Genomic DNA, 24,052 nt, shown 5'->3' on the forward strand with positions numbered 1-24,052 from the left:
GGTTTAAATTTTTGTTTCAAGTTTCAGGTTTCAAGTTGTTGAACCGCTCTGACAAAATTTAAATCTGTATGTTTTTTTTGAATTTTCTTTTAGAGATTTTTAATTTTTAATTCCAAATTTTTAATTGAATTAAAAGTACCCTTGTTGTTTTCTTTTTTCCATTGCAGCTTCAGAACGTTTGTCGTCGATTCTGGCTCCTCTTTCAGAAATAGTTGAAGTTCTGATTTCTCCAACAACTTCCTGAATTGTTGCTGCGTAAGATTCAACAGCAGCTGTACAACTCATATCTCCAACGGTTCTGAAGCGAACAATTCGTTCTTCGATTTGTTCGTCTTCTTCCTGATACACAAAAGGAGAATGCGACCAGATTAAACCGTCTCTCAAAAAAACTTTTCTTTTATGTGAAAAATAGATTGATGGAATCTCGATGTGTTCTTTTTCGATATAACTCCAAACATCTAATTCTGTCCAGTTTGAAATTGGGAAAACACGAACGTTTTGGCCATTTTCTATTTTTCCATTCAAAATATCAAACAATTCCGGACGTTGATTTTTTTCATCCCATTGACCAAAATCGTCTCGAACTGAAAAAATACGTTCTTTAGCTCTTGCTTTTTCTTCATCACGACGCGCACCACCAATACAAGCATCAAACTTAAATTCTTCAATTGCATCTAAAAGTGTAATCGTCTGTAAGCTGTTTCTACTAGAATATTTTCCAGTTTCTTCAACCACTTTTCCTTCATCAATAGCATCCTGAACATTACGAACGATCAACTCTAAACCTAATTCTTCAACCAATTTATCTCTGAAAGCAATCGTTTCAGGAAAATTATGTCCCGTATCAACATGTAAAAGAGGAAACGGAATTTTTGCAGGGAAAAAGGCTTTTTGTGCCAAACGCACTAATGTTATAGAATCTTTTCCTCCAGAGAAAAGTAAAACCGGTTTATCAAACTGTGAAATTACCTCTCTGAAAATGTATATTGCTTCACTCTCTAAAGCGTTTGTTTTTAATACTGAACTCATTTTGTTTTTTTGTTTCAAGTTTCAAGTTTCAGGCTGCAAGTTTTGTGGTTTACTCTGAAATTTCAACTATTGTTTTATTCTAATTTCTATATTCTTTTTCGGATCCCATCGGGTTAAAAGCCGACGCTACAATATGAATCGTTCCTCCGGAATTTTAAATCTAAAGTCTTAATTCTTGATTCTTTGCTCTATTCTCTCTATTCTTTCTTAGCGCTGTGTAAACCGCATTCTTTATGACTGGATTCCCACCACCATCTTCCGGCTCTGATATCTTCTCCAGGAAAAATCGCTCTCGTACATGGTGCGCATCCTATACTTACGAAACCTTGTTTGTGTAAAGCATTTTGCGGAACATTGTTTTCTAATAAATATTTTTCGACTTCCTCTAAAGTCCATTTTAATAAAGGATTGAATTTGATGATTTCAAAACCTCCGTCGTATTCAAAAAGTTGAAGATCATGTCTGTTCTCCGATTGTTCTGCTCTTAAACCGGTAATCCAAACTGAGTTTCCAGCCAAAGCTTTTCTAAGCGGAACGACTTTTCGAATAAAACAGCATTCTTTTCTATTCTCAACCGAATCATAAAAGCTATTCGGTCCTTTTTGTTTTAATAAATTTTCCACCGCCGTTGCTTCCGGAAAATAAACTTCAATCTGTTTTTTATATTTTTTTAATGTTTTATGAAAAACATCATAAGTCTCCTGAAATAATCTTCCGGTATCTAAAGTAAAAATGGTAATATCAGTATTGCTTTTTGCAATGTAATCTGTAATTACCTGATCTTCCTGACCAAAAGAAGTCGAAAAAATTACTTTTCCCGGAAATTCTTTAGCTAAAAAAACCAAGGTTTCTTCAAGCGAGAAATTTTTTGTTGTATCTAATAATGATTCTATAATTGGTGCACTCATATTCTTTTCCTTTCTAAAAATTGCTTACAATAATTTAGATAATGTTTTTAAACTCAATAGTATAATTAAAATTCCAACCGCAACCATCATTGGTTTTCTTTTGATCTTATTCACCAAATAAGCTGCTAATGGTGCTGCAATTACACCTCCTATAATCAAACCTATAATTACCTGCCATCCGTGAATTCCTCCAAAAAGCATAAAAGTTATACCACTTGCAAATGACACTGCAAATTCTGCCGCATTTACAGAACCAATTGTATATCTTGGGTTCCTTCCTCTTCCTAACAAAGTAGAAGTTACGATTGGCCCCCAGCCTCCACCACCAACGGCATCCATAAAACCTCCAAAAGTTGCCAGAATTCCCAGCTTTTTAGTTTTCTTTTTAACTATAGTTTTAGCTAATGCTTTTCTGATAATTATCACAGCCAAAACAATCATATATACTGCTATAAAGGGCTTTATTACATCGCCATTGATAACATCGGACAATAAATAAGCCCCTGTAATAGAACCCAAAACACCCGGAATCAATAAATGTTTTACCAGTTTTTTATTGATGTTTCCAAAGCGGTGATGCGAAATCGCCGACGCTCCGGTTGTAAACATTTCCGCAACGTGAACTCCAGTACTACTGATTACCGGAGGAACTCCATAAGCCAACAAAAATGAAGTAGAAGTTGCTCCATAACCCATTCCTAAAGTACCATCTACTAATTGTGCAAAAACACCAATGAAGAAAAAAACTAAAAATTCCTGATTAAATCCTCCAACAAAACCACTCCAGGAAAACTCTGCATAATGATTGTATATTAGTGTAGATAACAAACCTACCAACAAAATCACAGGTATTGCAACCCATAGTTTTTCTTTTATTGACGTATCAGACTTAATACCAACATTATTCAGTTTCAATTCCTTTTCCATATTTCTATGTTTTTTTCTATTTTTAAAATCCATTACCCTATCGGCTTAGTAGATTACTTTGCAAAAGTAACACTTTTTTTTAAATTCAAAATTTTTTTTTGATAATTTTTATCGATTAAAAAGCAATGTCTGCAAGAGAATTACTTTCAAGTATTTTAAGCGTATTATCCCTAACCTCAGTCATTAAGCGTCGTGCGGCACATGTTGACTCATCGTCACAATCATCACATTTTTCATAAAAATTGTGACTTGCACACGGAAGAAGCGCAATTGGCCCTTCGAGGATGCGATAAACTTTGGCCATACTGATATCTTTTGGGTCTTTTATCAGATAATAACCACCGCCTTTTCCTTTTTTTGCTCCCAGAAAACCAGAATTTCTGAGCAGCAATAAAATACTTTCTAAAAACTTAATTGAAATGTGTTCACTTTTGGCAATTTCAGCAATTTGTACAGGCTCGTTATTTTCGCGTCTGGCCAGGTAGGTCAAAGCTTTTATTCCGTATTTTGTTTTCTTTGAAAGCACTTATATTGATTTTAGATTTTAGAATGAAAATTTTAGATTTGCGATCTAAATCTACATTCCGCATATTTATACAACAAAAATATACTTTTTGAATGAGAAAATAACAGAATAGGTATTTAAATTCTACTAAATCTATCAATTTACTGCGTTAGTTATGATTAAATTCAGTTTTTACAAGGAAATATTATTTGCTCTATTCTTTTCCCACATCATAAGATTGAGTTTGTGAGAGATAGAAACATGCCTTCTTTGACAAATTTATATTTTTTACCGAAACAAACACTAAAAAAGAATGACGATTTTTGACAGCAATTCATTTACTATCAAAAATCGTCATTTAATATTATCGTGGTTTCTTAAATCTCAAACTGATTAAGAAAGTGCCTGATCTAAATCGGCAATAACATCTTTTACTGTTTCCAGACCTACAGAAACGCGCACCAAACCTTCTGTAATTCCAACCGCAAGCTTTTCTTCAACAGATAATTTGCTGTGTGTTGTTGATGCCGGATGCGTTACAATAGTTTTTACGTCACCAATGTTTGCAGAAAGTGAACATAATTTAATTTTGTCCAAAAATTTTCTTCCTGCTTCAAGTCCGCCTTTAATTTCAATGGCAATAATATTTCCGCCTAAAAGCATTTGTTTTTTGGCAATCTCATACTTTGGATGTGATTTCAAAAACGGATATTTCACACTCGCTACATTCGGATGACCTTCTAAAAACTCTGCTACTTTTAAAGCATTTTCGCAATGTTTGTCAACACGAACAGCTAAAGTCTCTAAGCTTTTAGACAAAACCCACGCATTAAATGGCGACATTGCAGGTCCTGTATTTCTTGAAAACAAATATATTTTACGAATCAATTCCGCATTTCCAACCGCAACTCCGCCTAAAACACGGCCTTGTCCGTCTATCAATTTTGTTGCTGAATGAATTACTATATCTGCACCATATTTAATTGGCTGCTGAATGTACGGCGTAGCAAAACAGTTGTCAATGATTAAAATCAAATTATGTTTTTTTGCAATTTGCCCTAACAATTCCAAATCAATTACATCGACACCAGGATTTGTTGGTGTTTCAGCATATAAAATTTTAGTATTTGGCTTAATAAAACTTTCGATTGTTTCCGGTTTATTGATATCAAAATAGGACGTTTCAATCTTCCATTTCGGAAAATAAGTCATAAACAACGCATGAGTTGAGCCAAAAACACTTCCTGCAGAAACAATATGATCACCAGATTCAAGCAATCCTGCAAACGTAGAATAGATTGCCGCCATTCCGGTTGCAAAGGCATAACCTGCTTCGGCACCTTCCATAGCGCAAACTTTGTCAACAAATTCTGTAGTATTTGGGTTGCTAAAACGAGAGTAAATATTGCGGATTTTTTCTTCTGTGAATGAAGCTCTCATGTCTTCTGCATCTTCAAATACAAAACTTGATGATAAATACAAAGGAGTTGAATGTTCCTGAAATTGTGTTTTTTCTAAATGTGTACGGATGGCTTGGGTTTCAAAACCAAATTCTTGTTCGTTCATTTTAATTTTTTGTTTTTTTTGTTTCAGGTTTCAAGGTTCAGGTTTCTGCAATGCATAAAACCATGATTTGAAACGTAAACAAGTGAGTCTTTTTGCCAATTTAAAAATTATCTAATTCTCTAATTGACTAATTTTCTAATTCTATAAAATTTCGTTGTTCAAGACAACTTTATATTTAATGGTAGCTGTCGGCTCAACCGTTTTCGCCACTGAGCAATATTTCTCAAAAGAAAGCTGTGCAGCTCTTTGTGCTTTTTCAGGATTGATATCGCCTTCTAAATAAAAAATAACATCAATTTCTTTAAAAGGTTTTGCTTCGTCAATTTGCACTCGGGTTCCTTCTACCTCAGCATTAAATGAGGTTATTTCCTGGCGCTGTTTCTTCAAAATCGAAATCATATCAATAGCGCTGCATCCTGCAACTCCCATCAATACTAATTCCATCGGACTTGCACCTAAATCGCTTCCGCCAAATTCGGCTCTGCTGTCAACATCAACCACATGACCTCTTTCATTTTTTACTTTAAAATGAAACGCGTCGTTTACTCTGTTTAAGGTTACTTTCATTTTTTTTTGTTTTTTGTTTTTGTTTGAGTTCAAATCAGAAATCTAAACTCTAAAATCTGCAATCTAAAATACTTTTACCCTTTATCTGACAATCTCAAAATATCTCCAAAAACACCTCTCGCTGTAACTGCAGAACCTGCACCGGCTCCTTGGATTACGATTGGACGATCGCCATAAGATTCTGTGTAAATTTCGAAGAAAGAATCTGAGCCTTTCAATCCGCCTAAAGCTGTATCTGAAGGCACTGAAACTAATTTTACTTCTAATATTCCTTTGTCATTCTGTAAATCTCCAGACAATTCACCAATGTATCTTAAAACGTGATTTGGTTTTTGATCGGCTTTGATTTTCTCATAAATCGGATCGAATTCTTTTAATTTGGTTAGGAAATCAGAAACATTGCCGTCGCGTAAATGTTCCGGAATTAAATTCTGAATTGAGATTTCTTCAAACTCATTCTGCAAATCTAATTCTCTAGCCAAAATCAATAATTTTCTTCCAACATCATTTCCGCACAAATCCTCACGCGGATCCGGTTCTGTGTATCCGTTGTCAATTGCTTCTTTTAAAATTTCGCTAAACGGAACATCTTTTGCAGAGAAATTATTGAATAAATAACTCAAAGTTCCTGAGAAAACGCCTTTTATTTTTGTGATGTTTTCACCTGAAAGATGCAGTAATTTTATGGTATCTATCAATGGTAAACCGGCACCAACATTAGTTTCATATAAATAATTCTTTTGATTATCTGCAAGAGCTTTTCTCAATTCTTTATAAAAACCATAACTCAAAGTGTTGGCTACTTTATTCGAAGAAATCAAGTCGAAACTGCTTTCTACCAAAGGCACATAATTTTCAACGAATTTTGCACTTGCTGTATTGTCAATCGCAATTAAATTCTCTAAATGATGCTCGTCTGCGTAAGCGATAATATCATTTATCGTATATGCTTCACCTTTATTCTGAATATCGTTTTTCCAATCTTTAGTTACTCCATTTTTATTTAAAAGCAGTTTTTTAGAATTGGCAATCGCGAAAACATTCAGTCTCACATCTTTTCTTTTTTCAATGGCTGAAGCCGATTCTAATATTTGGTTAATTAAAGTTCCGCCTACTAAACCGTGCCCTATAATTGCAATGTTGATTTTTTTAGAAACTCCAAAAATCTCCCCGTGAATTACGTTTAACGCTTTATTAAGTTCTGATTTTTTTACCACCAAACTCACGTTTTTACCCGTAACGGTGTTGTTAAACAAAATCGGAACAATTTTATTTTTGATTAATGCCGTGTAAGGCTTGTGGAAAGTGCTCAAATCCTGACCAATAATCGAAATTACAGACACATTATCTGTCACCGTAATTTGATTTACATCTTTAGAATAAAAGTCGTTTTCAAACTCTTTTTCTAACTCAACCATAGCCAAAGTAGCCTTATCAGTTGCCACAACAAGCCCGATTCCTCTTTCAGAAGAACCTTGCGAAATAATACTCACACTGATATTATGGTCGCCCATTACTTTAAAAATTCGGGCATCGACTCCGGCTTTTCCAAGCAATCCGCGGCCTTCAAGATTTACTAAAGAAACGTTTTCAAGAACAGAAAGTGTTTTGATTCCTTCTTTAGCCGAATCTGAAGTAATTAAAGTTCCGCGATTTTCATGGTTGAAAGTATTTAAAATACGAAGCGGAATATTTTTTTCCAACAGCGGAATAATAGTTTTGGCATGCAAAATAGTTGCTCCAAAATTTGCTAATTCGTTTGCCTCATTAAAAGATAAATATTCGATTTTCTTGGCGTCGGCAACTAAATCCGGATTTGCTGTATAGATTCCGTCAACATGCGTGAAGTTTTGAAGCTCCTCGGCATCTAAATAATTAGCAATTAACGAAGCGGTATAATTACTTCCGTTTCTTCCTAAAGTAGTCGTATCATTATTATTGTTTGAACCGATAAAACCGGTAACAATATTAACCGTAGAACCATTATGAAGCTTGAAATAATTGATTACGTTTTTCTTAGAAAGCTGCTCTAACGGCTGCGCATCTCCAAATTTAGAATCGGTTTTAAGCAATTCTCTTGTATCAACAAAATTGGCAGGAACACCTTTTTCGATTAAAATTGAAGTCAATAATTTAGCTGAAAGCAATTCGCCTTTAGATAAAATCTGATCTTTAATTTTATTGCTGTAATCTCCAATTAAACTAACACCTTCAAAAAGTTTATCTAAAATATTAAATTCTTCTGACAAATCAACTTGCGGATAATCTGAGGTCTGATACGCTTTAAAACTTTCTAACAAAGGCTTGTAATTACCGTTTTTAGCAGCAATTCGTAAAATATCTTCTAATTCATCTGTTGCGTTTCCGCGGGCAGAAACCACAACAGCTATTTTTTCTCCCTGATTTACTTTGTCTAAAATGATTGAAACGACTTTGTTTAGCCCTTCTCCGTTTGATAACGATTTACCTCCAAATTTTAATATTTTCATTTTATTTTTCTATTGTTTCTGCCTTAAAAATAGCGGCAAGTAAATGATCTAATTGTTTGTACTCGATTAAAAAAGCGTCATGTCCGTGAACCGAATCTATTTCGCTGTAAAAAACATTTTCTTTAAACTTTTTGATCTCCTGAAAAGTCTCCAGGTTTTCTTTTGGTGTAAAAAACAAATCCGAATTGATTCCGATAATATGGATCGATGCCTTTGTCTTAGAAATTAATGTCTCGAAATTCTCACTATTTCGAGTTATATCTATGGTTTTGAGCAATTGGTTCATCAATTTATAAGATGACAATTGGTATCTCCTTTGTAATTTTTCGCCGTGGTGCGCCAGCCAGCTTTCTATATTGAATATTAAAAGTTCCTGATTAATGGTACGCTGAAATTTCTCTTTGAATGATTCAGGAGAACGGTAACACAGCATGGCGTGAATTCTGGCATCTTCAACCGGTTTCGAAGAATTATTAAGAATCTGTTCCTGCAAATAACAATTGGCAATCATCCAGTCGGTCGATTTCCAGTCGGTTGCTATCGGAATTAAATGCTCGGTAATATTTGGCTTCAGGGCAATGATTTCCCAAGCAATTCCCCCACCAACAGAACCACCAATGATCGCAAAAACCTGCTCTATTGCTAAAGCCTGAATTCCTTTTATAAAAATGCGTGCTATATCTCTTGTGGTAAAATCCTGGTAATTTTCAACTATAAACGAGTCGTTTCCGTTACCTGGCACATTAAAGGCAAGGATTGTATATCTGGATGTATCAATTGTTTTTCCGTCTCCAATTAAATCGTTCCACCAGCCATTTTTGCCTGTAACCTCAGCATTACCAGTTAATGCATGATTTACCAAAACAATAGGCGCAGTATGCAACGGCAATCCAGAAAGCGTAAAACTTAAAGGTAATGACGGATAAAGTGCACCACTTTCGGTGATGAAATCTTGTATTATAATGGGACTTGGTATATTTTCCAATTTCAAATCTTTTTTATTTTTGATTTGTATGTGGAAATATTAGAAAGAAAGTCTAGAGTGAAACTAGAAAAATTCTTGTTGTTATCTTTCCACGTTTGGGCGTGGTAGAATGCAGCACCTTCTTCGATTTAACGAAGGGTTGCTAAGGATTCATCGGGTCTAATCCCTCGTCCTTTCTTTATAACATTTTCAATACGTTTTTGAACTTAAAGGTGCAAATTAACTACTAATTTCTCTAACAAACAAATTTTATCGAAACTGATTCCGCAATTTCTTGAACATACTTCAAACTAAAACTTATTATACGCAAAAAATTACCGAACAAATTGCCCAGTAAAATTAAGCAGGTATTACCCTATTTTATGATACTTTTCGATTTAGATAAAAAGCGTTTCATTCTCTTTTGAATACATCAAAAACAATAAAGAATTTGGTTCTTTTTTCTCTTCTTTTTTATCGGTCTCCGTCATTCCGAATCTTGGATGTACCAATTCATTTTTTGGTGGTGGCGGATTATTTCTTTTTGCTCTCAAGTCTTTCAATGTAGAAAATGTCTTAGTTAAGTAGTTTAATGTGCTCATGATATTTAAGTTTATGTTAGTTTGCGTTTTATAATCTTTATTTTTTCTTTAATTTTTTGTTATGGCGACCAAAATGGAATAAAAAAACCCTTTTGGATCAGAATACCAAAAGGGTTTAAGTTTTTTACAACTTATATATTCTTTTAGTATCAACAGACGCGTACACAAATAAGTGCGACGTTAAACATCTTGTTCATCTGTAGGGATTTATTCATCTGTTGTGACTTGCTCGCTATTTTAAAAAATTCTTGCATTTGTTTATTTTTATAAGCTTCTCGAAACTGCTGACACATTCTTACTTTTTCTTCTATATAATATTCCAAGAAAAGAAGTTTATTTCAACCGTTTTATCCGATCTGCATAACTTATTAGATAACTAAATTTTTGTTTTTTTGGTAGTTTTTAGGTATTACAAATGTGCGAAATTTTTTTCAATATTCCAAGTGATAATCAAGCAATTAATCTAAAAAATCGTTAAAAAACACAATTTAAACGTTAAAAAACATCTTACAAAAACCTATTTTTACTTTATGAGAGTTAAAACCTACAAATAAAAACTTAATTTTTCTGTTTCAATTTATCAAAGAACAATCTATTAATATTACAAAACCACTACAGCCAAACCGCTTCCTTGTTTTTAATTTTCTCGGCTACTTTCAAAATATCTGTAATAATTCCTCTTGAAATTGCCTGCTTGCACGCCGATGCACTCTTAATCACAATTGGAACACCTGCATAAGATTGTGTATAGATTTCGAAAATCGTATCAGAACCTTTCAATTGTCCGATAGCACTTGTCGCTGGTTCTGAGATTAATTTTACTTCGAGTTTGTTTTTTTCTACATCAAATTCTCCTACATATCTCAAAACATGATTATCTGCCTGAGTGATTTTTGCAATTTTGTAATATTTATCGACAGATTCTTTATCAAGGATTCCGTTTTTTGCCAGATGTTCTTCCCGAATAAGGGAATTGATTTTTATATCCGAAAGCTCAAAATCCTTCCCGATTTCTCTTGTCAGGATCAGTAATTTTTTTGCGGTGTCATTTCCTGATAAATCTTCTTTAAAAGTAGAACGCATTAATCCAAGTAAACTGGCATCTTTCAGAACAGATGAAATAGTAGTTTCTTCAGATGAAAATCGATTAAAAACATAACTCAGATTATCTGAAAATACACCCCTGATTTTGGTTACTTTTTCTCCTGAATAATACAAATCCCTTAAAGTCTGTAAAACCGGAAATCCCGTATCCACAGAGGTTTCATACAAAAACTCTTTATCATACTTTTTAAGATTTACGCGAATTTCTTTATAAAGGTCAATTGGCAGTGTATTGGCTTTTTTGTTTACGGCAACTATATTAAATCCGTTTTGAATTAACGTATTATAATGACTGATCAATTCGTCACTCGCCGTGGCATCAACTGCAATCAGGTTTTCGAATTCATTTTCTTTTGCAAATTCTACAATATCTTCTACTTTAAAAGGAACTGCCAATTGCACAAAATTTGTTTCCCAGGCATATCCAACACCTTCTTTTTCAAAAAAAGCTACCGTAGAATTGGTGATAATCGGGAAATGAAAATCAATATTTTTACTTTGCAGAAAAAACTCCTGACTTTCGATAATCTGATTGATCAACGTGCTTCCTATATTTCCAATTCCGAAAAGAATGATATTTATTTTAAGCTTTGACATAATTTAATGTATTGAGGTTAATTTGAACCATTTAAGTCATATAAGTTTTTATGTTAGGTGTTTACGCTAAAAGGAACTTATATAACTTATATGGTGAAAAAACTTTTATGTTGAATTTCTTATCATAAAAAATCACCTCTAGCAAAACCACTTGCTAAAGGCAATTTTTCAAACAAAAAACAAAAAAACCAAATTCTAATTCTTATTAATGCTGTATTGTGAATGTGTTACACTTTCGAAAACCGTTTTCAAATCAGCAATTAAATCTTCAATATCTTCGATTCCCACTGAAAGTCGGATCAAATCTTTCGAAACTCCTGTTTCTAATTGTTCGTGATCCGTTAATTGTTGATGCGTCGTACTTGCAGGATGAATAATTAGTGATTTCGTATCTCCTATATTGGCCAAAAGCGAGAATAATTTCGTTTCATTAACAACTTTTTTAGCCGCTTCGAAACCCCCTTTTAATCCAAAAGTGATAATTCCGCTTTGTCCTTCAGAAAGATATTGCTGTGCTAAATCGTAATATTTACTTGATTTCAATCCTGGATAATTTACCCAAACCACTTCTTCTTGTTTCTCCAGCCAAGAAGCTAAAGCCAAAGCATTTTCGCTATGTTTTTTAATTCGGATAGGCAATGTTTCTAATCCCTGAATAATCTGAAAAGCATTAAACGGACTCAATGCAGCCCCAAAATCACGCAATCCTTCAATTCTTGCTTTTGCAATAAAGGCTGCATTTCCTAAAGCTTCATGATAAACCAAACCGTGATATCCGGCTGAAGGCTCTGTAAATTCAGGGAATTTTCCGTTAGACCAGTCAAAAGTTCCGGCATCGATAATTGCGCCTCCTAATGAAGTTCCGTTTCCGGAAATATATTTGGTTAAAGAATGAATGACAATATTCGCGCCGTGCTCAATTGGGTTTAATAAATAAGGTGTAGCTACTGTATTGTCTACAATAAACGGAACTTTGAAATTTTTGGCTTCCGCCGAAATTCCTTTCAAGTCCAAAACATCCAATTTTGGATTTCCTAAAGACTCCACAAAGAAAGCTCTCGTATTTTCTTTAGCCGCTTTTGTAAAATTTTCTGGTTTTGAAGGATCTACAAATGTTGTTGTAATTCCTAATCTTGGCAAAGTCACTTTTAATAAATTATAAGTTCCTCCATATAAACTATTTGAAGCCACAATATGATCACCGGCTTTTAGCAAAGTCAGCAAAGTTGTTGAAATTGCCGATGCTCCCGATGCCGTAACCACCGCCGCGATTCCGCCTTCAAGTGCTGCCAGCCGTTGTTCCAAAACATCATTCGTTGGATTATTTAATCTTGTGTAGATAAATCCGGCTTCGGCAAGACCAAATAAATTAGCTGCATGATCTGCATTATTAAATACGTATGACGATGTCTGATAAATTGGCACTGCTCTGGTTCCTGCATTTTTTGTTACGTCGTGTCCTGCGTGTAGTGCGTTTGTTGCAAATTTTTGTGTACTCATGATTTCTTAATTTTTAAATATTAGTTAATACTTATTATATATTGTTATTGAAATTGTTTCGTTGAAATTGAATTTGCATCTCCTAAACATAAAGATCCTCTTCTTCCAGATTATACATTTGAAATAATAAAGATTTCTGATCCTTTATATGCTGTTCAGGATTATACCTTACAGCTTCATTTGTTGGTTCTTCAGATTTATTATTTTTTTGAGAATCTGTTCTCAACAAGTACTGAAATGCGATTGTATTTATATCTAATGTTTTCATGATTTAAAGTTTAAAATGTTGAAATGAAAAAAGCCCTTTCGGATGGCAACCAAAAGGGCTTATAGTTTAACTATAACAAAGATTCTATCTTTTACTTTTGGCAACAGCAAGTTTGGATGCACATTTGCATCATACTACAACACATCATATCTGTTCTTGCTATTGTTTTCATTTTTATTTTAATTTAAAATTTAATTCTTTTTTTTAAACTCGACTAATTCGATAGGGTAAATGTAATAACTATTTATCGAACTACCAAATCAAATATTGATATTTAACAATAAAATTTCATAACAACCTTATATAGTATTGGTTTAGCCACAGATTAAAGGATTACAATGATTAAAGAAATCACTGCTAATTCGTTTAATCGCTATAAATCTGTGGCCGATTTTCCTAATCTTTAAAATTTGAAACTCAAACGGGCAAAACCAAATCTTCCGTTTAATCCAAACTGTGATACAGCTCTTGAATAGGCAAACTGGTTCGCATTCGTTAAGTCAGTACTTGGCGCAGGAGATAAAGTTGGTGTTGTATTTGTAAAGGCAGGAGTTGCCGGATTGTTTCTGTCCGGGTAAACATCTCCTATATTATTAAACCCAACTGTAGCTCTAAAATGCTCATTAATCTGATATCCTAAAGATAAATCGGTTACCAACTTTGCACTGTATTCCGGGTGTTCGTACACTGAAGAAAATCCGTCTAAATTTACATCTGTTGCTCCCGGATCAGTAACTTTTCCGAAATAGCTGTTTCTTAAATAAATATCTAGTTTTTTGATACTGAAAGTTGTCATTAAATTAGCTTTCAATTTTGGAATCGCTTCTTCTAAATAAACTCTGCTTGACTCTGGAAAAAACGAATATTTATAAGGTTCTCCGCCAGCATCAATAATAGATTGCGGTACGTTTAAAGCCCCTACTCTTTTCGTTTCATTAAAACTCAAGGCAAGATCATTTCTGATAATGAAATCTGGAATTACATCATATTTCTGTGAAATTACCAGGTCAATTCCCTTCGTTTCAGAGTTGATTCCGTTTGTCCAGAACGATGCTCTTTCTATACCTTTTGCATCAAATGCCTGTTGAAACAATGTCAGCGCCTCAGCTTGTTCCGGAGATGTTGCCGCAGCTATTTGAGCATCTGTAGGTCTTGAATATTGACCTGTTAAAACAATTCGGTCATCAATTCTGGTGAAATAAGCATCTGTTGCAATTGTTATATTTGCCTCCGGAATCTTAAACGTAAATCCTGTACTGATACTTTTAGATTTCTCTGGTTTTAAATTTTCAACTCCAATACTTTGAGCCGCCTGCGAATCATTTGGGAAATAACCCACCTGATATGGCGAACCATTTATAAATTGAGTCGAACTAGCTTCAAAATATTTTTGCTGTAATGATGGCGCTCTAAATCCGGTTTGACCAGATATTCTCCAATTGATATTGTCGTTTAATTTTAAAAGAGAAGCCAATTTAAAAGTAACCGTGCTTCCAAAATCCGAATAATTCTCGTAACGCGCAGCTCCATTTATAAGCCAGTTTTCGTTTGCATTTAATTCTAAATCAATATAAACTGCACCACTTTTTCTGTCTTTTTCTTTAGCATCTGAAGGCTGAAATCCAGAAAAACCCTGTGCTCCTGCTCCACGTTTGTTACCAAAAAAGTCTGTAACAATTAAAGGCGAGTTGCTTGGCAGAATTCCGGAAACAAAAGCTCCATTAACATCATATAAGCCATAAGAAGCTTCTTCACCTTGTTGTATCTGATAGTTTTCATATCTGAACTCTCCACCAAAAGCCACATTCAATCCAGCCAAAAAATCATACTTTTTAGTAAAATCTAAATTGGTTGTACTCTGCAGAAATGAAACTTTTCCTGCGTCAAAATTAAATGGTGAATTCACTCCCAAAGTCGCATTGATAGTATTATTTACCCCATATTCAAAAGAGTTTGTTCCGAGATTCGTACTTAAATCAGTGTCAAATCCAAATAACTCTGTCGTAACTCCAACAGCCGCAGAAGCATCTAATACATCTGATTCTATCTCAGGTAAAAAACCGTTTTCGTACACTTGCGTGAAAGTTCCGGAACCATTTGGAAGTCGGTTAAAAGCGTATGATTTACCATTTCTATACGAAACACCTCCGAAAGAATACAAAGCAGTTGTTTCATTTAAAGGATATTTAGCATTAAAATAAGCTTGTCCGGAAGCCAATTCCGATTGCCCCACGCTCATATTATAGTCGGTTCTGTCCTGACCTCTGTATGCTAATTCATTATTGGTTACATCAAAATTCAAAGCAGTCTGCATTTGCGCAAGCGTCGTTGCCGAAGAAATCGCAGTTTGCTGAGCAGGTGTAAAATAACTTACCTGAGGAGCGTATTGCTTTAGTGAAGTAAGAATTTGTGCCGAATTTGGAGTTGAGTTAATATTGCTGAAAAGCGAATTGATTTCAACACCATTTTGAGCCGCTCTGTTTTCGACAGCGTTATAGGCATTAAAAATACCATTATTTCTGATTCCGGCTCTGCTGGTCGCTTGTCTTGTTACGGCTGTTCCTGTAATGTTCAGGAAACTTCCCGGTTTACCCAATGAAGTTCCGTAATTTAAATCTGCCTGCAAGGTTTGTCCATCAGATCCGCCTTCAAAATTATTAGATCCTGAAGATAAATTAGCTCCGTACTGAATACCCCCTGAAAGATAATTGGCGTTCTTTTTTAAGACTATATTGATAACGCCCGCAATAGCATCAGAACCATATTGTGCCGCCGCTCCATCTCTTAAAACCTCGATTCTCTCAATTGCAAAAGAAGGAATAGCATTTAAATCCGTTCCGACTGAACCTCTTCCAGGTGAGCCGTTTATGTTTACTAAAGCACTTGTATGCCTGCGTTTTCCATTTACTAAAACCAATACCTGATCTGGTCCCAATCCTCGAAGTTGTGCTGGATCGACGTGATCGGTAGCATCAGCAGTTGAGGTTGGATTACTGGTAAACGATGGCGCAACATAATTTAAAATTTGAGTTATGCTGGTCTGTGGCGATCCTTTTGTTATTTCAGAAATATTGAAAACATCAACCGGAACCGGCACATCTGTTTTTACTCTGTTTTTACTTCTTGATCCAACGATTGTTACTTCTGATAATTCATTGTTTTTTAAAGTATCCTGCTCTTTTTTATTTTCTTGTGCGTAAATACCTGAAAATGTCAAAAGACCTAAAACGATTACTACATTTTTTTTCATTGCTTTTTTCTGATTAATTAATGTTTTGGCTTAAAAAGGTTTTACAGTTTTGTTTGATTTTTGAACAAAAAAAAACCTCTGCGATGTGCAGAGGTTCTATATGATGTTTGAAAATAAACTACAATAGCGTCTCTGCGGAAGGCTCCGGCATCATACAAGACATATTGCAAACTGTTAATTTCATTTTTTCTTTTATTTTGATGAGGCAAATGTGCGAACTATTTTTTAATCGACCAAACAAATACCAAAATAATTTCTATTACCCTATCAATTTAGTATGTTATGTTAAATTTCTACTTATAAAACTAAAAAAAACAGAACTTTAATTTGCAAATCAAAATGGTTTTATACCTTTGCACGCGAATACAGAGGAAAAATTTGAACTGATTGCAACCTCTTCATAATGAAACGGTTCGTTATGAATACTGAAAGATTGATTTCAGTAGTAAAAAATGCTAAAGCAGAAACTCTCCTTTAGCCTTTTTTAGCAATTATTTTCCTCGCTTAATTTTAATTTAATAATTATTATGGCTTATTTATTTACGTCAGAATCTGTTAGTGAAGGGCATCCAGACAAAGTTGCAGATCAAATTTCGGATGCATTAATTGATAACTTCTTAGCATTTGATGCTGACTCAAAAGTAGCATGTGAAACTTTAGTTACAACTGGTCAGGTAATTTTGGCTGGTGAAGTAAAATCGAATACCTATCTTGATGTGCAGCAAATTGCCCGTGAAGTAATCCGTAAAATTGGATATACAAAAAGCGAGTACATGTTTGAGGCTAATTCTTGTGGAATTTTATCAGCAATTCACGAGCAATCAGCAGATATTAATCAAGGTGTTGACAGAGCTAAGCCAGAAGAGCAAGGTGCAGGTGACCAGGGAATGATGTTTGGTTATGCAACTAACGAAACTGAAAACTACATGCCATTGGCTCTTGATTTATCTCATAAATTATTACAGGAATTAGCAATTTTAAGACGTGAAAATAAAGAAATCACTTATTTGCGTCCTGATGCTAAATCGCAGGTCACTTTAGAGTACAGCGATGACAACAAACCAACTCGTATTGATGCTATCGTAATCTCAACTCAACATGATGATTTTGACGAAGAAGCTACGATGTTGGCTAAAATCAAAAAAGACATTATCGAAATTTTGATTCCAAGAATTATCGCTAAAAACCCAGCACACGCTCATTTATTTAATGATAAAATCAACTACCATATTAACCCAACAGGAAAATTTGTTATTGGAGGACCTCACGGAGATACTGGTTTAACAGGAAGAAAAATTATCGTTGATACTTACGGTGGAAAAGGTGCTCACGGTGGTGGTGCTTTTTCTGGAAAAGACCCGAGTAAAGTAGACAGAAGTGCCGCTTATGCTACACGTCATATCGCTAAAAACTTAGTGGCTGCAGGTGTTGCTGACGAAATCTTAGTACAGGTTTCTTACGCAATTGGAGTTGCTGAGCCAATGGGTATTTTTATTGATACTTACGGAACATCAAAAGTAAACTTAACAAACGGTGAAATTGCTAAAAAAGTAGAGTCTTTATTTGATATGCGCCCTTATTTTATCGAGCAACGTTTGAAATTAAGAAATCCAATTTATAGCGAAACTGCTGCTTACGGACACATGGGTCGTAAACCAGAAGTCGTTACTAAAACATTTTCTGCTCCGGGAGGAAACGAAAAAACAGTTACAGTTGAATTATTTACTTGGGAAAAACTTGATTTTGTTGACAAAGTAAAAGCTGAATTTGGATTGTAATTTAATCTGAATCTCATATAAAAAAAGGGCTTTCTTAATATTTTAAGACAGCCCTTTTTCTTTCACTATAAATTATTCATTGAAAAGATGATATTCGCGGCTGAACTGTATATTGTAAAACTCTTGTAGAAAACTGCGAAAAACTGTCATCGTTCACTAACAACCAATCGATAAAATCACCTGTTAATTAGATCGTTGCAATTTTGATGTTTTGAGAACAAAATCAGACTAAATATCTGTTTTAAGTTATTTTATACTTTTGTTTTTTGTAATTTGGCTTTTTTGAAACCAACTTCTTATGAAAAAAACAGTACGTAAAATTTTAGTTCTACTTTTTATTGCCTGTTCATTTTCTATTATTTCTGCACAAAATCAAAAAACAAAGGCTTCTTTAATTTCTCAATTTAATGCTGATGTGGATGATTTTTTAGGATATGATTCTTTTGGATTTTCTTATGACATAAAAAATAATGTTTTTAGAAAAATTAAAGGAAACGAGGCTTTTGAATTCAAAAGTGTTTCATTAGGTAAAATCACGAAAGTCGACATACTAAATCCACTTAAAATAGTATTGTTTTATGAGGATTTTAATACTGTTGTTTTACTCGATAATCAATTAAATAAAATCACAGAGATTAATTTTTCACAAAATAGCGAACCCATTGTTGTACCGGCTATCGGAATGTCAACTCAAAATCAATTGTGGATTTTCAATACTTTAAATCAGCAAATTGGACTTTTTGATTATTTGAAAAACGAATATAAAACGGTTTCTACACCTTTGACAGAAGGTATAAAATACTATCAAACTGACTTTAATACCTTTTTTTGGATTGATAAAAAAAACAATTGGTTCTCTTGTGATATTTTCGGAAAAACAACCGCATTAGGAAAAATTCCTGATTTTGATAAAATTGAAATTCTAAACGACCATCAATATATTTTTAGCAAAGCTAATTTGTTGTTTTTTAAAGACATCGGCAAGACAAAATCAGACACAAGTTCTGAAATTGAAATTTTACAAAAAAGCTTTGATAAATTCTGTTACAAAGACCAAATTTTATCTATTTTTACAACTAAAGAAATCACCAATTATAAAATCGTAACACCGTAATGCACATAGCAATAGCAGGAAATATAGGCGCTGGAAAAACAACATTGACCAAATTACTGGCCAAACATTTTAAATGGGAACCACATTATGAAGATGTTGTTGACAATCCTTATTTGGATGATTTTTACCATCAAATGGAACGTTGGTCGTTTAATTTGCAGATTTACTTCTTAAACAGCAGATTTCGCCAAGTGCAGCAAATTCGCGAAAGCGGTAAAAAAATCATTCAGGACAGAACGATTTATGAGGATGCTTACATCTTTGCTCCCAACTTATATTCGATGGGATTAATGACAAGCCGTGATTTTGAAAATTATACTTCTCTTTTTGAATTAATGGAATCATTGGTTAAAGCTCCCGATTTATTGATTTACCTTAGAAGTTCTATTCCGAATTTAGTGGGACAAATTCACAAACGCGGACGTGAATATGAAAACTCGATTTCGATTGATTATTTAAGTCGCCTGAACGAAAGATACGAAGCCTGGGTTCAGACTTACACTAAAGGAAAACTACTTATTATTGATGTTGACAATATTAACTTTGTTGATAATCCCGAAGATTTAGGAAATATCATTAATAGAATTGATGCTGAATTGAACGGTTTGTTTTAAGAAACATCAATTACACCAATTTACACGAATAAAAAATGCCTCTAAATTTTTAGAGGCATTTTTGTTTGCTTTTTGATATCCATCCTAACAGGTTTCCAAAACCTGTTAGGGTATCGATTTACTTCGCAGCTTCGATTTTTGCTTTAACCTCAGCTTCTGTTCCTTCGTAAACTTCAGTGGTAGTTTTTCCGTTTTCGGTTTTGGTAACGGTTCCAACTGTCACACCATTTGTGGTAGATAAGTTTACTTCAACACGTTTTTTATCGTATTTACTGGTGTCAAAACAATCTGTTTTTTGATACTTATACTTTCCATTTGCATCGTAATGTGCCAGACATTTTGCTGTTTCTTCAGCGGTACATCCTTTTTCTTTGCACATTTTAGCACATTCTTCCTTAGTCATTTTTGAAATATCGCCGCATTTAGAAACACCAGTTGCAGACATTTCCATTTTACAGCATGAACCTTTTTCAGCAATTCCTGAAGTCGAATGACCTTCTCCTAAAATTGGCGCAATTACCAATCCAATCAAACAAGTCAATTTAATTAAGATGTTCATTGATGGCCCTGAAGTATCCTTAAACGGATCTCCAACAGTATCTCCGGTTACAGCAGCTTTGTGTGCGTCTGAACCTTTATATGTCATTTCGCCGTTAATCATCACACCAGCTTCAAAAGATTTTTTAGCATTGTCCCAGGCACCTCCGGCATTGTTTTGAAAAACCGCCCAAAGCACACCTGAAACTGTAACTCCTGCCATATAACCTCCTAACATTTCAGCAATTAACTGATTGTTATCTGCATAAACTAATTTTCCTAATAACACGATTGCAATCGGAAAACCAATGGTCAAGATTCCAGGTAACATCATTTCGCGTAAAGCGGCTTTTGTAGAAATTTCAACACATTTTCCGTATTCCGGTTTTCCGGTACCTTCCATAATTCCCGGAATTTCCTTAAACTGACGACGTACTTCGTACACCATATCCATAGCAGCTTTTCCAACAGAGTTCATAGCCAAAGCTGAAAAAACTACCGGAATCATTCCGCCGACAAATAACATTGCCAAAACAGGTGCTTTAAAGATGTTGATTCCGTCAATTCCTGTAAACGTTACATAGGCAGCAAATAAAGCCAATGAAGTTAAGGCCGCAGATGCAATTGCAAAACCTTTTCCTGTTGCAGCTGTTGTGTTTCCAACTGAATCTAAAATATCTGTTCTTGTACGAACTTCTTTTGGTAATTCGCTCATTTCGGCAATTCCTCCGGCGTTGTCAGAAATTGGTCCAAAAGCATCAATCGCTAATTGCATGGCTGTAGTTGCCATCATGGCCGATGCCGCCAAAGCTACTCCATAAAATCCTGCCAAAGCATAAGAAATCCAAATAGCTGCTGCAAACAAAATCACGGTCGGAAAAGTAGAAATCATACCCGTTGCCAAACCTGCAATTACGTTTGTTCCTGCTCCGGTTGATGATTTTTGAACAATCGCCATAACCGGTTTCGTACCTAATCCTGTGTAATATTCTGTAACCGATGAAATAGCTCCACCCACTACTAATCCAACTAAAGTGGCATAAAAAACACGCATTGAAGAAATATCTTTAGAACCTTCTCCAAAGAAACTCATCTGCATTGTTTCCGGCAACATATGTTTTACTAAAAAGAAACAAGCGATTGCTGTTAAAGCGATTGAGACCCAGTTTCCTATATTTAATGCTTTTTGCACTTGCGCTTCTTTAGCATTATCGTCTGAAATTTTCACTAGTGTCGTTCCGATTATCGAAAATAAAATTCCGAAACCGGCAATTGCCATTGGAAGTAAAATTGGTCCGATTCCTCCAAAAGCATCCTGAATACTTCCGCCCATATCTTTAATAACGTAGTTCCCCAGAACCATCGCTGCTAAAACCGTCGCTACATACGACCCAAATAAATCGGCTCCCATTCCGGCTACGTCTCCAACATTATCTCCAACATTGTCAGCAATTGTAGCAGGATTACGAGGATCATCTTCCGGAATTCCGGCTTCCACTTTACCAACTAAATCGGCACCAACATCGGCTGCTTTAGTGTAAATTCCGCCTCCAACTCTTGCGAAAAGGGCAATCGATTCTGCACCTAGTGAAAATCCTGCTAAAGTTTCTAAAACCTTAGTCATATCCTGAGAGGAAGTCCAGACTCCGTTCATAAATATCTGAAAGAAAACAATAAAAAATCCTGTTAAACCAAGAACTGCCAACCCTGCAACCCCTAATCCCATTACGGTTCCGCCTCCAAAGGAAACTTTTAGAGCTTGTGGCAAACTAGTACGTGCAGCCTGAGTGGTTCTAACATTTGTTTTAGTGGCTATTTTCATCCCCATATTTCCCGCTAATGCCGAGAAAAATGCTCCAAAAATAAATGCTACTACTATTAATATATGTGTGGTGGGAACAATAAAAGAAATTCCGGCTAGTACTAAACTCGCGCCAATTACAAAAAATGTCAGTAATCGATATTCGGCTTTTAAAAATGCGAGGGCTCCTTCGTAAATGTGATCTGAAATCTCTTTCATTTTCCCGTCGCCTGCGTCTTGTTTTAAAACCCAAGTCCTTTTAATTGCCATGAAAAGTAATCCAATTATTGCCATAACAATTGGCAAATAAATCATAAATGCATTCATAATGTTTTAGTGGTTTTGGTTAATAGTCAACAAACTAACTAAAACGAATTTAAACAAAAAAGCAATACTCTTGACGGAGTATTGCTTTTTTTATAATAGAACAGGGTAAAAATTATTTAATACTAAATAATCCTTCTGGTTTGTTTTCAATATCGTTAAAACGTTTAGTACATTCAGCAATAATTGCAAACGCTTCGTTTACGTCTCCCCAACCTTCAACATCTACTTGTTTGTTTTCAAGATCTTTGTAAACCTGGAAGAAATGCTCTATTTCTTTCAATAAATGTCCATTAATATCTGAAAGGTCGTTTAATGAATTCCAGATTGGATCTGAAACTGGTACACAAATAATTTTTTCGTCTGGTCCTTTATCATCTGCCATATGGAAAACACCAATTGGTTTTACTTCTATAACACATCCAGGAAAAGTTGGTTCGTTAATCAAAACCAATACATCAAGAGGATCACCATCAAGAGCTAAAGTTTCTGGAATAAATCCGTAATCAGCTGGGTACATCATTGAAGAGAATAACATTCTGTCAAAACGCATTCTTTTGATTTCAAAATCGTACTCGTATTTATTTCTGCTTCCTCTTGGTATTTCGATTAATACATCGAAAGTTGTTAGTTTGTCTGCGGTCATTTTCGTTTTTTATTTTTTCTATAATTTCGACTGCAAAAGTAACTAAAGAATCCTTTTTTACAATGAAAAAAGTGCATTAATCTACGCATTTTACGCATAAATTAATATACTTTCCTTTTATCTAACAGATAGTTAATAAGTAATTTTCCGATTTCGCTTATTTAAGTAATAATGCCAGAGCAAATACGTAGCATAAGAACGATATGGACTCCACTGTTCCGAGTGAATTTCCATTTCTTGTTTGTCGTGAATATTCAATAATTCTTTGATGGTATTCACTACTGCAATATCGCCTAGGGGAATTAAATCTGGTTCCTGAAGACAGAACATCAGGTAAATGTCAATTGTCCAGTTTCCGATTCCTTTTAATTTGATGAGTTCTTCACGAACTTGTTTTGCGGACTTCGAAGCCAGACTCTCAATATCCAGTTCTTTGTTTAAAACGGCTTCGGAAAGTATTTTGATGTATTTTGTTTTTTGACGGCTGACACCCAAAGCCCGAAATTCTTCATCAGATAAAACCGCCATTGTTTCGGGATTGCAAGTGGTATACGCTTTAATTTTTAAGAATGTGGCTTTCGCTGAATCTATAGAAACCTGTTGTTCGAGAATTAGCAATACCAAAGTTTCAAAACCCTGAGGGCGTTTTGGAATTGGAGGCAAACCATATTTCTCAATGATTTCCTTAAATATTGGATTTTTGGTTAATAGAAAATCGATAGCTTCTTGCATTACTCTGATTTTAAGTCTAATTCAAAATTAAATAAAAAAAGAATCTCGCAAAGGCGCAGAGGCGCAAAGTTTTTTTGCACGCAGATTCCGCAGATTTAAAAAGATTTATTCTAAAACCTAATTATAAATCTGCGCAGATCAGCTTAAATCTGCAAAATCTGCGTGAAATTATTAAGTTGTCAAAAATACAAAAACGCCAAGTTGCAAAGAATAAACTTAGCAACTTGGCG

Annotated in this window: 19 protein-coding genes and 1 riboswitch; of the genes, 3 read left to right on the forward strand and 16 right to left on the reverse strand. The window is 34.5% G+C overall.

Annotation, left to right across the window (positions count from 1 at the left end; translation table 11 throughout):
• Window positions 1-129: 129 nt before the first annotated feature.
• The 13 genes from cysD to J2X17_RS00750 all read right to left on the reverse strand — a co-directional run bounded on the left by cysD (window position 130) and on the right by J2X17_RS00750 (window position 16,276).
• On the reverse strand, window positions 130-1,029 hold the full coding sequence (cysD, locus tag J2X17_RS00690; RefSeq protein ID WP_072970415.1) for a sulfate adenylyltransferase subunit CysD: 900 nt from the start codon (window positions 1,027-1,029) through the stop codon (window positions 130-132).
• A gap of 197 nt (window positions 1,030-1,226) precedes the next feature.
• Window positions 1,227-1,937, reverse strand: a complete 711-nt coding sequence (locus J2X17_RS00695; RefSeq protein WP_310293738.1) for a phosphoadenylyl-sulfate reductase — start codon at window positions 1,935-1,937, stop codon at window positions 1,227-1,229.
• 24 nt (window positions 1,938-1,961) lie between these two features.
• Complete coding sequence (locus J2X17_RS00700) at window positions 1,962-2,864, reverse strand: sulfite exporter TauE/SafE family protein (protein ID WP_310293740.1); 903 nt, start codon at window positions 2,862-2,864, stop codon at window positions 1,962-1,964.
• A 115-nt stretch (window positions 2,865-2,979) separates the two neighbouring features.
• A complete protein-coding gene (locus J2X17_RS00705; protein ID WP_012023576.1) occupies window positions 2,980-3,390 on the reverse strand; it encodes an RrF2 family transcriptional regulator in 411 nt (136 codons plus the stop codon).
• A 372-nt stretch (window positions 3,391-3,762) separates the two neighbouring features.
• On the reverse strand, window positions 3,763-4,935 hold the full coding sequence (locus J2X17_RS00710) for a trans-sulfuration enzyme family protein (RefSeq protein WP_310293742.1): 1,173 nt from the start codon (window positions 4,933-4,935) through the stop codon (window positions 3,763-3,765).
• A 141-nt stretch (window positions 4,936-5,076) separates the two neighbouring features.
• Window positions 5,077-5,502, reverse strand: coding sequence for an OsmC family protein (locus tag J2X17_RS00715; RefSeq protein WP_310293744.1), 426 nt, complete (start codon window positions 5,500-5,502; stop codon window positions 5,077-5,079).
• A gap of 74 nt (window positions 5,503-5,576) precedes the next feature.
• Window positions 5,577-7,991 carry a bifunctional aspartate kinase/homoserine dehydrogenase I gene (gene thrA, locus J2X17_RS00720; RefSeq protein WP_310293746.1) on the reverse strand — a complete coding sequence of 805 codons (2,415 nt, stop codon included), beginning with the start codon at window positions 7,989-7,991 and terminating at the stop codon, window positions 5,577-5,579.
• A 1-nt stretch (window position 7,992) separates the two neighbouring features.
• Window positions 7,993-8,982 carry an alpha/beta fold hydrolase gene (locus tag J2X17_RS00725; protein ID WP_409025234.1) on the reverse strand — a complete coding sequence of 330 codons (990 nt, stop codon included), beginning with the start codon at window positions 8,980-8,982 and terminating at the stop codon, window positions 7,993-7,995.
• Between the two features lie 72 nt (window positions 8,983-9,054).
• A riboswitch (SAM riboswitch) is annotated at window positions 9,055-9,163 on the reverse strand.
• 190 nt (window positions 9,164-9,353) lie between these two features.
• A complete protein-coding gene (locus tag J2X17_RS00730) occupies window positions 9,354-9,557 on the reverse strand; it encodes a hypothetical protein (protein WP_310293750.1) in 204 nt (67 codons plus the stop codon).
• Between the two features lie 612 nt (window positions 9,558-10,169).
• On the reverse strand, window positions 10,170-11,258 hold the full coding sequence (locus J2X17_RS00735) for a homoserine dehydrogenase family protein (RefSeq protein ID WP_310293752.1): 1,089 nt from the start codon (window positions 11,256-11,258) through the stop codon (window positions 10,170-10,172).
• A gap of 195 nt (window positions 11,259-11,453) precedes the next feature.
• Window positions 11,454-12,758, reverse strand: a complete 1,305-nt coding sequence (locus J2X17_RS00740; RefSeq protein WP_310293754.1) for an O-acetylhomoserine aminocarboxypropyltransferase/cysteine synthase family protein — start codon at window positions 12,756-12,758, stop codon at window positions 11,454-11,456.
• Window positions 12,759-12,840: 82 nt separating this feature from the next.
• The gene (locus J2X17_RS00745; RefSeq protein WP_310293756.1) at window positions 12,841-13,026 is read right to left on the reverse strand and encodes a hypothetical protein; all 186 of its coding nucleotides are present in this window, start codon (window positions 13,024-13,026) and stop codon (window positions 12,841-12,843) included.
• A gap of 403 nt (window positions 13,027-13,429) precedes the next feature.
• Window positions 13,430-16,276: a TonB-dependent receptor plug domain-containing protein gene (locus J2X17_RS00750; RefSeq protein WP_310293758.1), complete on the reverse strand. Its 2,847-nt coding sequence runs from the start codon at window positions 16,274-16,276 to the stop codon at window positions 13,430-13,432.
• A gap of 527 nt (window positions 16,277-16,803) precedes the next feature.
• On the opposite strand from J2X17_RS00750, the gene metK reads away from it, so the two are divergent.
• The 3 genes from metK (at window position 16,804) to J2X17_RS00765 (ending at window position 19,782) form a co-directional block, all read left to right on the forward strand.
• Entirely contained in the window at window positions 16,804-18,054 is a 1,251-nt protein-coding gene (gene metK, locus J2X17_RS00755; protein ID WP_310293760.1) for a methionine adenosyltransferase, read from the forward strand.
• A 298-nt stretch (window positions 18,055-18,352) separates the two neighbouring features.
• On the forward strand, window positions 18,353-19,168 hold the full coding sequence (locus J2X17_RS00760; RefSeq protein ID WP_310293762.1) for a hypothetical protein: 816 nt from the start codon (window positions 18,353-18,355) through the stop codon (window positions 19,166-19,168).
• Window positions 19,168-19,782 carry a deoxynucleoside kinase gene (locus J2X17_RS00765; RefSeq protein WP_026983862.1) on the forward strand — a complete coding sequence of 205 codons (615 nt, stop codon included), beginning with the start codon at window positions 19,168-19,170 and terminating at the stop codon, window positions 19,780-19,782. The genes J2X17_RS00760 and J2X17_RS00765 overlap by 1 nt, the downstream gene beginning before the upstream one ends.
• Window positions 19,783-19,900: 118 nt before the next feature.
• Here J2X17_RS00765 and J2X17_RS00770 read toward each other — a convergent pair whose 3' ends face one another.
• The 3 genes from J2X17_RS00770 to J2X17_RS00780 all read right to left on the reverse strand — a co-directional run bounded on the left by J2X17_RS00770 (window position 19,901) and on the right by J2X17_RS00780 (window position 23,822).
• Entirely contained in the window at window positions 19,901-22,447 is a 2,547-nt protein-coding gene (locus J2X17_RS00770) for a sodium-translocating pyrophosphatase (RefSeq protein ID WP_310293764.1), read from the reverse strand.
• Between the two features lie 112 nt (window positions 22,448-22,559).
• Window positions 22,560-23,090 carry an inorganic diphosphatase gene (locus J2X17_RS00775; protein ID WP_026983866.1) on the reverse strand — a complete coding sequence of 177 codons (531 nt, stop codon included), beginning with the start codon at window positions 23,088-23,090 and terminating at the stop codon, window positions 22,560-22,562.
• A 132-nt stretch (window positions 23,091-23,222) separates the two neighbouring features.
• Window positions 23,223-23,822: a DNA-3-methyladenine glycosylase family protein gene (locus J2X17_RS00780; protein WP_310293767.1), complete on the reverse strand. Its 600-nt coding sequence runs from the start codon at window positions 23,820-23,822 to the stop codon at window positions 23,223-23,225.
• Between the last annotated feature and the right edge of the window lie 230 nt (window positions 23,823-24,052).

The organism is Flavobacterium aquidurense (assembly GCF_031458035.1).
Lineage (GTDB): Bacteria > Bacteroidota > Bacteroidia > Flavobacteriales > Flavobacteriaceae > Flavobacterium > Flavobacterium aquidurense_C.

What these genes read in the sequence shown, in the direction of transcription:
- J2X17_RS00745 (WP_310293756.1), bottom strand. Translation starts at nt 13,026, where the DNA reads ATGAAAACATTAGATATAAATACAATCGCATTTCAGTACTTGTTGAGA.
- J2X17_RS00780 (WP_310293767.1), bottom strand. Translation starts at nt 23,822, where the DNA reads ATGCAAGAAGCTATCGATTTTCTATTAACCAAAAATCCAATATTTAAG.
- thrA (WP_310293746.1), bottom strand. Translation starts at nt 7,991, where the DNA reads ATGAAAATATTAAAATTTGGAGGTAAATCGTTATCAAACGGAGAAGGG.
- cysD (WP_072970415.1), bottom strand. Translation starts at nt 1,029, where the DNA reads ATGAGTTCAGTATTAAAAACAAACGCTTTAGAGAGTGAAGCAATATAC.
- J2X17_RS00700 (WP_310293740.1), bottom strand. Translation starts at nt 2,864, where the DNA reads ATGGAAAAGGAATTGAAACTGAATAATGTTGGTATTAAGTCTGATACG.
- J2X17_RS00740 (WP_310293754.1), bottom strand. Translation starts at nt 12,758, where the DNA reads ATGAGTACACAAAAATTTGCAACAAACGCACTACACGCAGGACACGAC.
- J2X17_RS00735 (WP_310293752.1), bottom strand. Translation starts at nt 11,258, where the DNA reads ATGTCAAAGCTTAAAATAAATATCATTCTTTTCGGAATTGGAAATATA.
- J2X17_RS00770 (WP_310293764.1), bottom strand. Translation starts at nt 22,447, where the DNA reads ATGAATGCATTTATGATTTATTTGCCAATTGTTATGGCAATAATTGGA.
- J2X17_RS00695 (WP_310293738.1), bottom strand. Translation starts at nt 1,937, where the DNA reads ATGAGTGCACCAATTATAGAATCATTATTAGATACAACAAAAAATTTC.
- J2X17_RS00750 (WP_310293758.1), bottom strand. Translation starts at nt 16,276, where the DNA reads ATGAAAAAAAATGTAGTAATCGTTTTAGGTCTTTTGACATTTTCAGGT.
- J2X17_RS00710 (WP_310293742.1), bottom strand. Translation starts at nt 4,935, where the DNA reads ATGAACGAACAAGAATTTGGTTTTGAAACCCAAGCCATCCGTACACAT.
- J2X17_RS00730 (WP_310293750.1), bottom strand. Translation starts at nt 9,557, where the DNA reads ATGAGCACATTAAACTACTTAACTAAGACATTTTCTACATTGAAAGAC.
- J2X17_RS00765 (WP_026983862.1), top strand. Translation starts at nt 19,168, where the DNA reads ATGCACATAGCAATAGCAGGAAATATAGGCGCTGGAAAAACAACATTG.
- J2X17_RS00775 (WP_026983866.1), bottom strand. Translation starts at nt 23,090, where the DNA reads ATGACCGCAGACAAACTAACAACTTTCGATGTATTAATCGAAATACCA.
- metK (WP_310293760.1), top strand. Translation starts at nt 16,804, where the DNA reads ATGGCTTATTTATTTACGTCAGAATCTGTTAGTGAAGGGCATCCAGAC.
- J2X17_RS00715 (WP_310293744.1), bottom strand. Translation starts at nt 5,502, where the DNA reads ATGAAAGTAACCTTAAACAGAGTAAACGACGCGTTTCATTTTAAAGTA.
- J2X17_RS00760 (WP_310293762.1), top strand. Translation starts at nt 18,353, where the DNA reads ATGAAAAAAACAGTACGTAAAATTTTAGTTCTACTTTTTATTGCCTGT.